Genomic DNA, 12,391 nt, shown 5'->3' with positions numbered 1-12,391 from the left:
GAACCGGGCGGCCAAGGCGGTTAGTGACCGCGTGAAGCCTTCGCCGCCCCGCCGCGTTTCGTCCCCATGACGGCGCGCGGAGAATTGAACACCTACCAGGCCAAGCGGAACTTCGGCGTCACGCCGGAGCCGAAGGGCCGCAAGGCGAAATCCCGCCAGACCGGCCTGCGCTATCTGATCCAGCGCCACGCCGCGTCGCATCTGCACTACGACTTCCGCATCGAGCACGACGGGGTGCTGAAGTCCTGGGCCGTCACCAAGGCCCCCTCGCGCGATCCCCACGTCAAGCGGCTGGCGGTCGAGGTCGAGGACCATCCCCTCGACTACGGCGGCTTCGAGGGGACCATCCCCGCCGGAAACTACGGCGCGGGCACGGTGCAGCTGTGGGACGTCGGCGAATGGACGCCCCAAGACGCTGATCTGGACGCCGCCTTCCAGAAGGGGGTCGTGAAACTGGTTCTCGACGGCGAGCGGCTGAAGGGCGGCTGGGCCCTGATCCGGCTCAAGTCGGATCGCGGAAAACCGTCCAAACGCCCCAACTGGCTGCTGGTCAAGGAGAAGGACGCCTATGCCGTCGAGGGCGAAGGCGACGCCCTGGCCGAGATCGACGCCTCGGTGGTCAGCGGGCGCACTCTCGCCGAAATCGCCGACGGCCCGGCCGAATGGACTTCCTCCAAACCCGCCGCCCGCAAGGCCGCGCCTCGGCCGTCGAAGACCACGGCCAAACCCCTCGCCAAGCCCCGCGCCTTCGTCCCCATCCAGTTGTGCCAGATCGCCGACCGACCGCCCTCGGCGCCGGGCTGGGTGCATGAGATCAAGTTCGACGGCTACCGGATTCAGGTGGCGACTGGCGGCGGGCGGGCGACCTTACGCACCCGCAAGGGTCTGGACTGGACCGACCGCTTTCCCGAACTGGTCGTCGACGCCGCCCGTTGGCCCGACGCCGTGGTCGACGGCGAACTGTGCGCCCTGGACGCCGACCACCTGCCGGACTTCTCGGCGCTGCAGGCCGCCATCGCCGACGGCCGGACCGACGCCCTGGTCTACTTCGCCTTCGACCTGCTGTTCGAGGGCGCCGAGGACCTGCGCCCCCTGCCCCTGTCGCACCGCAAGGCGCGGCTGCAGGCCTGGTGCGACCGAGTGGCGAAATCTCACGCCGCCCGCCTGCGCTACGCCGACCATTTCGCCGCCAAGGGTCAGGCCGTGCTGGAAAGCGCCTGTCGCATGGGACTGGAAGGCGTCATCTCCAAAAAACTGGACGCCCCCTATCGCGCGGGCCGTTCGGCGGCCTGGGTCAAGTCCAAGTGTCGGGGCCGCGACGAGGTGGTGATCGGCGGCTGGTCGTCCGAGGGCGGCGGCCGGTTCCGCTCCCTGCTGGTCGGGGTCAAGACCAGGGGCGGGCTGCGCTACCTCGGCCGGGTCGGCACGGGCTATTCGGCGGCCTTAACCAAGACCCTTCTGCCCGCGCTGAAAGCCGCCGCCGCCGACCGCTCGCCCTTCGTCGGCGCCGCCGCGCCCGAAGCCGGCGCCGGCCTGGACGAGCAGTTGCACTGGGTCGCCCCCGTCCTGGTCGCCGAGATCGAGCACGCCGGCTATTCCGAGGCTGGCATCCTGCGCCAGGCCGCCTTCAAGGGTCTGCGCGAAGACAAGGCTCCCGCCGACGTGACTCGCCCGCCCCAACCGCCCGCACCCGCCGCCGGACCGGGCAAGTTGATCGTCGCGGGCGTGACCATCACCCATCCCGACAAGGTGCTTTGGCCGGCGCTGGGCGACCACCCCGCCGTCACCAAGGCCGACCTGATCCGCTACTATGAGGCCGCCGCCGAACGCCTGCTGCCGTACATCCTCGACCGCCCCGTCTCCGTCATCCGCGCCCCGGACGGGATCGCGGGCGAGCGCTTCTTCCAGCGCCACGCCATGGTCAGCCGCGCCCCGGGCCTGCGCCTGATCGAGGCGGGGGAAGGCAAGCCCTATGTCGCCGTCACCGACCTCGGCGGCCTGATCGCGGTCGGCCAGTCGGGCGGGCTGGAGCTGCATCCCTGGGGCTGCAAGCCGGGCGATCCCGAGACTCCGGATCAGATCACCTTCGACCTCGACCCCGACGAAGGCCTCGCCTTCGACGCCGTCATCGCCGCCGCCAATCTGCTCAAGCCCCGACTCGAGGCCCTCGGCCTGACCCCCTTCGTCAAGACCACCGGCGGCAAGGGCCTGCACGTCATCGTCCCGATCCGCGCCGACGCCCGCAGCCGCATCGACTGGGACGACGCCAGAACCTTCGCCAGGGCCGTCTGCGAGGCGCTGAAGGCCGACCACCCCGACCGCTTCACCACGACGATGGCGAAGAAGGCGCGCGGCGGAAAGATCTTCCTCGACTATCTGCGCAACGGCCGCGCCGCCACCGCCGTCGCCCCCTGGTCGCCGCGCGCCCGCCCCGGCGCGGGGATCGCCCGCCCGCTGTCGTGGGATCAGGTGAAGCCGGGGCTGGACCCGAGCGCCTTCACCCTGCTGAGCGCCGCCGACTGGCTGGCGCAGCCCGACCCGTGGCGGGATTTCCGCTCGGCCGCCGCGTCGCTGAAGCCGGCGTCCAAACGACTGGGCCTCTAACGCCGGGCGTCGGAACGGCCTATGGCAGGATGGAAACGGAGACAGAGATCATGGCGGGCCTCAAGGACAAGCGCGGCTTCATCGACAAGGACCGGCTGGACCTGTCCGAGCGTCAGGCCGTCGAATACTGGATGAAGCGCTGGGGCGTGACCAAGGACCAGATCACCGCCGCCCACCGCAAGGTCGGCCGCATGACCAAGGACATCGCCGCCGAACTGGGCAAGAAGCGCTGATCAGCCCGCCTTCTTCTTCGGCGCAGGCTTTCGAGCGGGCGGCCCCTTCAGACTGGCCTTCAGCGCAGCCATCAGGTCGATGACGTTCGTATCGTCCGGCTCGGGCGCGGACACCACGCCCTTTCCGCCCTTGGCCTTGGCCGCAATCATCTCGCGCAGGGCCTCGTCGTAGCGGTCGTGGAAGCGGGTCGGGTCGAACTCCGCCTCCTTCTGGCCGATGATGCGGGCGGCGATCTCGACCATGTCGGCGTCCGCCGTCACCTCGGGGATGTCGTCGAAGAAGTCGTCGGCCTTCTTCACCTCGTCGTGGGCGCGCAGGGTATAGGCGACCAGACCCTTGCCGTGGACTTCCAGGGCGAGTTGCCGCTCCTTGCCGCGCAGCACCAGCTGGCCGAGGGCGATCTTGCCCGCCGTCTTCATCGCCTCGCGGATCACGGCGAAGGCTTCGACGCCGACGCCCTTTTCCGGCACGACATAGAAGGGATCGTCCCAGTAGAGGCGGTCGATGTCGCCCTCGTCGACGAACTGGTCGATGGCGATGGTGCGGGTGCTTTCCAGCCTCACCTTGTCGAAGTCAGCCTCGTCGAACAGGACGTATTCGCCCGCCGCCACCTCATAACCCTTGACCAGATCCGACCGCTCGACCGGGCCCGTGTCCGGATCGGTCGTCACCATGCGGATGCGGTTGTTGGTGGCCGGATTGATCAGGTGAAAGCGCACGTCGCCGGCGCTGCTGGTCGCCGTATAGAGGGCCACCGGACAGGTCACCAACGACAGTTTCAGATGCCCTTGCCAGGTCGGTCGCGCGGCCATGATCCGGTCCTCCAGCCAGGATCAACGGGTCGGCCGGGGATTCGTTCAGCCCTCTGGCCCAGCGCGCAGAACAGCGTAATCATCCGCCGCATGAGCTGGATCGTCCGCCTGTTCCGTCTGCACGCCGCCCTGTGGCTGGGGCTGGCGGTTCTGATCGCGGCGGTCGCCCTGACGCCGACCGACTGGGACTGGCCGACGCGGATCGCAGCGGGATGGGGCGCGGGCGCCGCCGCCTTCCTCTCGCTGACCTTCGCCCGACTGGTGCGCGCCCGTTCGGTCGAGGCCATCCGCCGGCGCGCCGCCGAACTGGATCAGGCGGGCGGCGCGGTCCTGCCGCTCAGCCTGCTGGCGGCGGCGGCCAGCGTCTTCATCATCGTCATGGAGGCGGCGGACGGCGGCAAGCCCTCGGCCGCCGGCGCCCTCTTCTCCATCGGCGTCATCGCCCTGTCCTGGCTGTTCGTCCACGTCATCTTCGCCCTGCACTACGCCCACGCGTTCTACGCCCCGGCCGAAACGGGCAAGGGCGACCGCCAGGGGCTGATCTTTCCCGGCGAGGACGAGGCCGACTACTGGGACTTCCTGCATTTCGCCCTGATCATCGGCGTCGCCAGCCAGACCGCCGACATCCAGATCAGCAGCCGGAGGCTGCGCCGCATCGCCACCCTGCACAGCCTGGTGGCCTTCCTGTTCAACACGGTGATCCTGGCCCTGGCGGTCAATATGGCGGTCAGTCTGCTTTAGGCTTTCCGCCGGCTCGCCTTGACTTGGCCGCTATTGGGGCCCATCTGCGCTGCACCGCACAATCGCGGTATCCGGTTTCCTGCAACGCGTGTGGGTCTTCCTCTCCGAAGACCTGATTGCAGACGCAGCCGGTCAGACCTCAGAGTCATTACGTCGTCCGGACACGCGGGGCGGCGCCCGATCCACCCCGACGGCTTCATTCCGAAGCTCTATCGGGATTGGCGAGGCGTCTCTTCTAGCGTGCGTCGGGTCGAGAAGGCGGAGCCTTCTGACCGCACGCATCAAGAGAGCGTTTCGCCGCAAGCGAAAGACGCTACGTGAGCAATATCACTTTTGAATCCATGGGCCTGAACAAGGCCCTCCTCCAGGCCCTGGCCTCGACCGGCTACGACAAGCCGACGCCGATCCAGGCCAAGGCCATCCCCGACGTCATGCTCGGCAAGGACCTGCTGGGCATCGCCCAGACCGGCACCGGCAAGACAGCGGCCTTCGCCCTGCCGATCCTGCATCGCCTGGCCGAGAACCGCGTCGCGCCCCAGCCGCGCACCACGCGCGCCCTGATCCTGTCGCCGACGCGCGAACTGGCCACCCAGATCGCCGACAGCTTCAAGCAGTACGGCGCCCACCTGGGCTTCCGCGTCGCCGTCATCTTCGGCGGCGTGAAGTACGGCCCGCAGGAACGCGCCCTGCAACAGGGCCTCGACGTCCTGGTCGCCGCCCCCGGCCGCCTGCTGGACCACCTGCAACAGAAGACGCTGGACCTGTCGTCGACGGAAATCTTCGTCCTCGACGAGGCCGACCAGATGCTGGACCTCGGCTTCATCAAGCCGATCCGTCAAATCGTCAGCCGCATCCCGGCCAAGCGTCAGAACCTCTTCTTCTCGGCCACCATGCCGTCGGAGATCGGCAAGCTGGCCGGCGAGCTGCTGAAGGACCCGGTCAAGGTTCAGGTCACGCCGCAGTCGACCACGGTCGAGCGCATCAAGCAGTCGGTCATCCACATCGAACAGGGCCGCAAGCGCGCCCTGCTGACCGAGCTGTTCTCGGACCCCGCCTATACGCGCTGCCTGGTCTTCACCAAGACCAAGCACGGCGCCGACAAGGTCGCGGCCTATCTGGAGGCCGGCGGCGTCGAAGCCGGCGCCATCCACGGCAACAAGAGCCAGTCGCAACGCGAACGCGCCCTGGAAGCCTTCAAGCAGGGCAAGCTGCGCGTCCTGGTCGCCACCGACATCGCCGCCCGCGGGATCGACGTGGACAAGGTCACCCACGTGGTCAACTTCGAGCTGCCCTATGTGCCGGAAGCCTATGTGCACCGCATCGGCCGTACGGCCCGCGCGGGCGCTGACGGCACGGCCATCAGCTTCGTCGCCGGCGACGAAATGAAGCTGCTCAAGGACATCGAGAAGGTCACGCGCCAGAAGATCCCGGCCGTGGACCGCCGCAACGACAAGGCCCTGGCCCAGCTGGACGCCTCGATCATGGCCGCCGGCGTCAAGCAGAAGGCCACCCTGCCCGAGCGTGAAGGTCGGGGCGGACGCGGCGGACGTGGCGGCAGCGAGGGCGGCGAAGGCCGCGCCCGCAACCCGCGCCGCGAGGGCGTCCGTCCTGAGGGCGGCGGTCAGCCGCACCGCCAGCGCAAGGGCGGCGCCAACCGCGACCGCACCCACCACGCCGAGCGTCCGGCGGCGGCCTATGATCCGATGGCGGGCGAACGTCCCAAGTCGTCGCCGCGCGCCAACCCCTCGGCCGAGCCCAAGCCGGTCGGCGAACTGAAGCGCCGTCCGCGCAACCGTCGCCCGTCGAACGGCGGCAAGGGCTACGGCGCCTAGGATCGCCTGATCTGAGGCCAAAGAAAAAGGGCGGCTCCTGCGAGGGAGCCGCCCTTTCCGTTTCAGCCTATGGCCGGGATCAGAAGGCCCAGCGCGCGCCCAGCGAGGCGACCAGGGCCGAACCCTCGGCCGTGCCGCGCAGGTGCGAGGTCACAGCCGCCGGCGTCCCGGCGTAGAAGGTGCGGTCGTCGTGGATGTCCGAGTCGCTGAAGGCGATGTAGGTCAGACCGGCGTCGAAGGTGACGCCCGTCGTCACCTCGGTCGAGCCGCCGACCGAGATCAGCAGGCGGTCGGCGTCCGGGATGCGGGCCGTGCGCAGGCTGTCGCGGGTCGGGGTCGGATCATAGCCGACGCCGGCGCGCAGGGTGGTCTTGTCGCTGAGGGCGTAGTCCAGGCCGATCGCGCCGGTGGTCACGTCCTTGTAGTCCTGGTGGATCGAGTCGCCGCCGCCCGGATAGGCCACGTCGATGGCTGCGAACTCGGACCAGCCGATGCGGTTGACCTGGGCGTTCAGGGTCAGCTTGTCGTTGACCGCGTAACGCACCGAGGCCGAGGCGAACCACGGGGTGTTGAAGCTGGCCGTGCCGGCGGCCGAGACGCTGTTGGGCGCCAGCGGACCGGTCAGGACGATGTTCACGTCGCCGTCCAGCTCATGCTCGATCTTGGAGCGGTACGACAGGCCGAAGTCCCACGGGCCCTTGTGCACCTGGGCGCCGACGTTCCAGCCGAAGTCCCAGGCGTCGCCTTCCAGCGAGGACGAGCCGTCGGGCAGCAGGGGCGAGACCGTCGGCATGGCCGAGGTCAGCTTGGCCTTGACGTACTGGGCGTTCAGGCCCGCGCCTACATCCAGCCAGTCGTTGACCTGATAGGCCACGGTCACGCTGGCGTCGCCCGAGCGCAGTTCCGACGTCAGGGCGTCGTAGCGGGCGAAGGAGCCCTGTTCGTACTTGGTGGTGAAGTTGTAGGGCGCGGCCACCGAGACGCCGACGGCGAAGCGCTCGCCGATGGGGGTGGCGAAGGCGAAGTTCGGCACCAGGCCGCTTTCGATCGGGTCGACCTCGGTGTTGCGCGGGTTCACCACCGGCACATTGGCGCCGCCCGGATAGGTCACGAAGGAGCCGTTGTTCTTCACTTCCGAGTCGATGCGGATGGCGTGCAGGCCGAACGACAGCTCGCGGCCGCTGCGGGCGATGGCGGCGGGGTTCCACCACATCGAGCCCGTGCCGCGGTCGGCGGCTTCGCCCGAGAAGGCGCGGCCCGCGCCGCGCACCGACTGTTCCTGCAGATAGAAGGAGCCTGCAAAGGCCGGAGCGGCGACGCCGGCCATCAGAAGCGAGGTCAGGGCGACGCCGCCGAGGCGGCCGATAATCCTGGGAGTCATACTGTTTCACCTATTGCGTCGGTCCGCCGTCCGTGCGGCGAACCGTTGTCGGGGAGGGTGACGCAAGCTCTAGCGTTCACATCACGAAAGCGTTGCATCATGGCCCCTCTCGGTTCCGAATAAGGCGAAAACGTGGCGCCGGAACCGTAGTCGATCAATCCTTCGAGAGCTTACGTTACGGCAATTTCAATGCCTAAATAACGCAGTTCTTGGGAATGATCGTGTTCCCTAGCGTCAACTTCAGCGATATCGCAGCCATGAACGACCCCGGGGCTCCGGCCGCTCCGGCGGCCTTGAACCCGAACGGACAGAGAGCGCCGCCCGGCCCCCGCGTCACCGCCGCCGCCTGACGGGGTTGAGCTTTTGTGCTAGGTTCGCCATCTGACGCCAAAGCCCGCACACAGCCGCTCCCCCACATTCGGCGGCTTGCCCGAAAGCAGACCATGTACGAGACCCCTGACCTGGATAACGACGCCTTCGTCCGCAGCCACGAAATCCGCATCCACGACGCGGAGGCCTTCGAGGGTATGCGCAAGGCTGGCCGTCTGGTGGCCGAGGCGTTGGACATGATCGGCGAGCACGTGAAGCCCGGCGTCACCACCGGCGAACTGGACGACCTGGTGCGCGAGTTCACCCTGGCGCGCGGCGGCATCCCCGCCTGCCTGGGCTACAAGGGCTACACCAAGACGATCTGCACCTCGATCAACCACGTCGTCTGCCACGGCATTCCGGGCGACAAGGTTCTGAAGGACGGCGACATCGTCAACATCGACCACACGGTCATCGTCGACGGCTGGCACGGCGACTCGAGCCGTATGTATCCGGTCGGCGAGATCAACGCCCGCTCCAAGAAGCTGATCGACGTCACCTATGACGCCCTGGAGCTGGGCCTGGCCCAGGTCAAGCCGGGCGCCACCTTCGGCGACATCGGCTACGCCATCCAGAAATTCGTCGAGGCCCAGCGCATGAGCGTGGTCCGCGACTTCTGCGGCCACGGCATCGGCCGGGTCTTTCACGACAGCCCCAACGTCCTGCACTACGGCCGTCGCGGCGAGGGCGCGGTGCTGAAGCCGGGGATGTTCTTCACCGTCGAGCCGATGGTGAACCTGGGCAAGCCGGCGGTGAAGGTGCTGTCCGACGGCTGGACCGCCGTGACCCGCGACAAGTCGCTGTCGGCCCAGTGCGAGCACACCATCGGGGTGACGGAAGACGGGCTCGAAATCTTCTCGGCCTCGCCGAAGGGCCTGTTCCGCCCGAAATTCTGAGCTAGTCTCCCCTCCGGGGGAGGCTGATGCTCGATCAACCGCCGGAAAAGCCGAAGGCCAAGCCGCACCACGCCGGTCATCGCGAGCGGCTGCGCGAACGCGCGCGCGGCGCGGGGATCCATCACCTGCCCGACTATGAGCTGCTGGAGCTCTTCCTGTTCCGCAGCCAGCCGCAGGGCGACGTCAAGCCGATCGCCAAGGCCCTGCTGACCCGGTTCGGCTCGCTGGCCGCCGTCCTGGCCGCCTCGGTCGAGGACCTGATGACCGTCCGCTCCGAGGATTCGCGCGGCCGCTCGAAAGGCGTCGGGGCCGAGACCGCCCTGGACCTGGCCGCCCTGCACGAGGTGTCGCGCCGCGTGGCCAAGGAGGAGGCCAACAAGCGCACTGTCATCTCGTCCTGGACGGCCCTGCTGGCCTATGTCCGCCTCAGCCTTCAGCATGAGCCGCGCGAGCAGTTCCGCGTCCTATACCTCGACAAGAAGAACCAGCTGATCCTCGACGAGATCCAGAACCGGGGCACGGTCGACCACGCCCCGGTCTATCCGCGCGAGGTGGTGCGCCGGGCGCTGGAGCTGTCGGCCAGCGCCATGATCATTGTCCACAATCACCCCTCGGGCGACCCGACCCCCAGCCGCGCCGACATCGACATGACCAACCAGGTGATCGAGGCCGCCCGCTCGCTGAGCCTTCAGGTTCACGACCACCTCATCGTCGGCCGCGAAGGCGTGGCCAGCTTCAAGCAACTGGGTTTGATGTGACCATCCTGACCACCGACCGCCTGACCCTTACCCCCGTCGCCGTCAGCGACATGGCCGACCTGACCGTCCTGTGGGCCGACGCCGACTTCACCCGTCACATCATGGGACGCGGCCTGTCGGAGGAGGAGGTCTGGTTCCGCCTGCTGCGCGATCTCGGCCACTGGCAGGCCAAGGGCTACGGCAACTGGACCATCCGCGAGACGGAGACGGGGGCCTATGTCGGCAGCGTAGGGGTGCTGGACTATCGCCGCGAGATGACGCCGGCCTTCGACGCCCCCGAACTGGGCTGGGGCGTCGCCCCCGCCTTCCAGGGTCAGGGCCTGGCCCTGGAGGCCCTGGAGGCCGCCCTGGCCTGGACCGACGCCTATCGGCTGGAGCCGCGCACCGTCTGCATGATCTCGCCCGACAACGCCCCCTCGGTGAAGCTGGCCGAACGGGTCGGCTACCGCCCCTACGCCGAGGCCGACTACAAGGGCTCGACCGTCGTCCTGTATGAGCGGCCCCGCACCATCGCGGGCTGACAGGGGCTGCGGCCCTCATTAAGATTTACCATTCACAGTCCCGCGCGTTTCTTCGAGAGTCCCCCCGATGCCCATGTCCGCCGACGTCCTGCGCGCCCACCTGGTCGAGGCCTTTCCCGATGCGGACATCGCCATTGAGGATCTGGCCGGGGATGGCGACCACTATCGCGCCCGCATCGTCTCCGCCGCCTTCAAGGGTCTGCCGCGCGTGCGTCAGCACCAGCTGGTCTACGGCGCGCTGAAGGGACAGATGGGCGGAGAGCTGCACGCCCTGGCGCTCGAGACCTCGGCCCCCGCCGAGGCAGGCTGACCGATGCGCTATCGTCCGTTCGGCGGCACCGGCGCGGCGGTCTCCAACCTGACCCTCAGCCTGGGAACCGAGGCGCTGGGGCGCGGCCGCGCCGCCCTCAGCGAACTGGTCTTCACCGCGCTCGAGGCCGGGGTGAACAGCTACCACCTCGAGAACGCCGACCCGGTTCTGGCCGAGATCGTCGGCGAGGCCCTGGGCCATGTCGAGCGGCGGCTGGTCTGCGTCAGCGTCACCCTGGGCGTCGGCGACGGCCGCAAGAAGGGCTTCCGCGACTTCTCGGCCGAGGCCCTGAACGACGCCATCGACCGGGGGCTGCACGCCTCCGGCCTGGGCTGGTTCGACGTGGCCGTGCTGGACGAACCCGCCGACGATGAGCTGCCGCAGGCCTCGCTGATCGCGCTCAAGGCCCAGCGCAAGGCGGGCCATGTCCGGCTTCTGGGGGTGTCGGGCGACGCTCCGGTGATGGACGTCTACGTCTCGACCGGCGCCTTCGATGTCCTCTACACGCCCTTCCACGCCAATGTGGAATGGCGCATCCGTTCGCGGATGCGGGCCGCGCGCGAGCGCGACATGGCCATCTTCACCTACGACTATTTCCCGGAAAGCCTGTCGACCGAGCGCAAGGCCGCCGGCGTCGGCGCGGCCCCGAAGAAGAAGGGTCTGTTCGGCTTCGGCGCCAAGCCCGTCGAACAGGGCATGGCCAACGCCGGCTCCTTCGCCTTCCTGCACCAGACGCCGAACTGGAACGCCGAAGCGATCTGCCTGGCCTTCACCCTGACAGACCCGGCCATCGCCAGCATCATGGTCGAGGCGATCAACCCGGAGCGGATGGAAGCCCTGGCCGCCGTGCCGGAGCGCGATCTGCCGCCCGGCCTGTCCGCCCAGATCGAGATGGCGCGCGTCGGTTCGGCGGCGGCGTCCTGAAGACCTAGAGCCTGATCCGTTGAGGAGGAATCGCTTCGCGATTCCGCCGATACGGTGAATCAGGCTCCAGATATAAGCGAGAGTATGATTCACGCTTCAGCCGTAACCGCGCAGCGGTTCCGTCTAAAACGATCATGCTCTAGCCGCCTATCGCCACGAAGGGGCCGTTGAGGAAGCCCGGCTTGCGATAGGCCAACCGTTGTCCGTCCGCGCCCAGGACGCGGCCGCCGGCGGCTTCCAGCACCGCCTGGCCCGCCGCCGTGTCCCATTCGCAGGTCGGGCCGGTGCGTGGATAGGCGTCGAAACGCCCCTCGGCGATCAGGCAGAATTTCAACGAGGAGTCCGTTCCCTGCCACTGGCTGCAGCCGTGACGGGCAGCCAGGCGCGCGGCCTCTTCGTCGGTGATGCTGTGGCTCAACAGGGCGATGCCCTCGGCCGGACGGTCGCGCACCTTGATCGGCCGCCAGGCCTCGCCGAAGACGCGCCGCACGGCGCCCTTGCCCGGCGTCGTCGAGGCCCAGGTCACGCTGGACGCCGGCGCCGTCACCACGCCCGCGACCGGGGCGTCGCCGCGCATCAGGGCGATGTTGACGGTGAAGCTCTCGCGGCCCTGCACAAAGCCTTTGGTGCCGTCCAGCGGGTCGATCAGCCAGAACCAGTCCCCGACCGAAGCGGGGACGCCGTCGGCGGCTGCGGCCTCTTCGGCCACGGCCTCGACCTCGGGCCAGCGCTCGGCCAGCCGCTTCAGGATCAGGGCCTCGGCGGCGCGATCGGCCTCGGTCACGGGGCTGGAGTCGGCCTTGGTCTCGACCGTCGCACCGGCCCGCCAGTAGGGCAGGATGACGCGCGCGGCCTCCTCGGCGATGTCGGCTATGGTCTCGGCGAGGGCGCCGGAAGCGAGGTCGGTCTCAAGGGCGTGCGTCATGTCCGCACCTCGATAGCCCATGCGCCCGGTTTCACGAACCGGCAAATCAGGTCAGCCTTAACCATTCCCGATTGCAACCCGTCC

Annotated in this window: 12 protein-coding genes; 9 read left to right on the top strand and 3 right to left on the bottom strand. The window is 68.6% G+C overall.

Annotated features, from left to right (window positions below; genetic code table 11):
• Positions 1–84: 84 nt before the first annotated feature.
• On the top strand, positions 85–2,604 hold the full coding sequence (ligD, locus tag ACREEF_RS00315) for a DNA ligase D (protein ID WP_431563620.1): 2,520 nt from the start codon (positions 85–87) through the stop codon (positions 2,602–2,604).
• Between the two features lie 50 nt (positions 2,605–2,654).
• Positions 2,655–2,837, top strand: coding sequence for a DUF3606 domain-containing protein (locus ACREEF_RS00310; protein ID WP_087120133.1), 183 nt, complete (start codon positions 2,655–2,657; stop codon positions 2,835–2,837).
• Here the strand turns inward: ACREEF_RS00310 and ACREEF_RS00305 are convergent, their stop codons facing one another.
• Complete coding sequence (locus tag ACREEF_RS00305; protein ID WP_431563619.1) at positions 2,838–3,650, bottom strand: Ku protein; 813 nt, start codon at positions 3,648–3,650, stop codon at positions 2,838–2,840.
• A 90-nt stretch (positions 3,651–3,740) separates the two neighbouring features.
• On the opposite strand from ACREEF_RS00305, the gene ACREEF_RS00300 reads away from it, so the two are divergent.
• Positions 3,741–4,391, top strand: a complete 651-nt coding sequence (locus tag ACREEF_RS00300; RefSeq protein WP_431563618.1) for a DUF1345 domain-containing protein — start codon at positions 3,741–3,743, stop codon at positions 4,389–4,391.
• Between the two features lie 317 nt (positions 4,392–4,708).
• On the top strand, positions 4,709–6,223 hold the full coding sequence (locus ACREEF_RS00295; RefSeq protein WP_431563617.1) for a DEAD/DEAH box helicase: 1,515 nt from the start codon (positions 4,709–4,711) through the stop codon (positions 6,221–6,223).
• A 79-nt stretch (positions 6,224–6,302) separates the two neighbouring features.
• On the opposite strand, the gene ACREEF_RS00290 is transcribed toward ACREEF_RS00295, so the two are convergent.
• Positions 6,303–7,604, bottom strand: a complete 1,302-nt coding sequence (locus ACREEF_RS00290; RefSeq protein ID WP_431563616.1) for an OmpP1/FadL family transporter — start codon at positions 7,602–7,604, stop codon at positions 6,303–6,305.
• 443 nt (positions 7,605–8,047) lie between these two features.
• Here ACREEF_RS00290 and map point away from each other — a divergent pair, with 443 nt between their 5' ends.
• From map to ACREEF_RS00265, 5 genes are all read left to right on the top strand, one after another.
• Positions 8,048–8,869, top strand: a complete 822-nt coding sequence (gene map, locus ACREEF_RS00285; protein WP_431563615.1) for a type I methionyl aminopeptidase — start codon at positions 8,048–8,050, stop codon at positions 8,867–8,869.
• A 26-nt stretch (positions 8,870–8,895) separates the two neighbouring features.
• On the top strand, positions 8,896–9,627 hold the full coding sequence (gene radC / locus ACREEF_RS00280) for a RadC family protein (protein ID WP_431563614.1): 732 nt from the start codon (positions 8,896–8,898) through the stop codon (positions 9,625–9,627).
• On the top strand, positions 9,624–10,148 hold the full coding sequence (locus ACREEF_RS00275) for a GNAT family N-acetyltransferase (protein ID WP_431563613.1): 525 nt from the start codon (positions 9,624–9,626) through the stop codon (positions 10,146–10,148). Before radC ends, ACREEF_RS00275 begins: the two co-directional genes overlap by 4 nt.
• A gap of 67 nt (positions 10,149–10,215) precedes the next feature.
• Positions 10,216–10,458, top strand: coding sequence for a BolA/IbaG family iron-sulfur metabolism protein (locus tag ACREEF_RS00270; protein ID WP_431563612.1), 243 nt, complete (start codon positions 10,216–10,218; stop codon positions 10,456–10,458).
• Between the two features lie 3 nt (positions 10,459–10,461).
• Positions 10,462–11,382, top strand: coding sequence for an oxidoreductase (locus ACREEF_RS00265; protein WP_431563611.1), 921 nt, complete (start codon positions 10,462–10,464; stop codon positions 11,380–11,382).
• A gap of 139 nt (positions 11,383–11,521) precedes the next feature.
• On the opposite strand, the gene cysQ is transcribed toward ACREEF_RS00265, so the two are convergent.
• On the bottom strand, positions 11,522–12,307 hold the full coding sequence (gene cysQ, locus ACREEF_RS00260) for a 3'(2'),5'-bisphosphate nucleotidase CysQ (RefSeq protein WP_431563610.1): 786 nt from the start codon (positions 12,305–12,307) through the stop codon (positions 11,522–11,524).
• Positions 12,308–12,391: the final 84 nt, after the last annotated feature.

The organism is Brevundimonas sp., assembly GCF_050729455.1.
Lineage (GTDB): Bacteria > Pseudomonadota > Alphaproteobacteria > Caulobacterales > Caulobacteraceae > Brevundimonas.
This window is presented reverse-complemented; position numbering and strand designations above follow the sequence as displayed.

Coding starts and splice junctions, on each gene's coding strand:
- radC (WP_431563614.1), top strand. CDS start 8,896: ATGCTCGATCAACCGCCGGAAAAGCCGAAGGCCAAGCCGCACCACGCC.
- ACREEF_RS00265 (WP_431563611.1), top strand. CDS start 10,462: ATGCGCTATCGTCCGTTCGGCGGCACCGGCGCGGCGGTCTCCAACCTG.
- cysQ (WP_431563610.1), bottom strand. CDS start 12,307: ATGACGCACGCCCTTGAGACCGACCTCGCTTCCGGCGCCCTCGCCGAG.
- ACREEF_RS00270 (WP_431563612.1), top strand. CDS start 10,216: ATGCCCATGTCCGCCGACGTCCTGCGCGCCCACCTGGTCGAGGCCTTT.
- ACREEF_RS00310 (WP_087120133.1), top strand. CDS start 2,655: ATGGCGGGCCTCAAGGACAAGCGCGGCTTCATCGACAAGGACCGGCTG.
- ACREEF_RS00290 (WP_431563616.1), bottom strand. CDS start 7,604: ATGACTCCCAGGATTATCGGCCGCCTCGGCGGCGTCGCCCTGACCTCG.
- ACREEF_RS00300 (WP_431563618.1), top strand. CDS start 3,741: ATGAGCTGGATCGTCCGCCTGTTCCGTCTGCACGCCGCCCTGTGGCTG.
- map (WP_431563615.1), top strand. CDS start 8,048: ATGTACGAGACCCCTGACCTGGATAACGACGCCTTCGTCCGCAGCCAC.
- ACREEF_RS00305 (WP_431563619.1), bottom strand. CDS start 3,650: ATGGCCGCGCGACCGACCTGGCAAGGGCATCTGAAACTGTCGTTGGTG.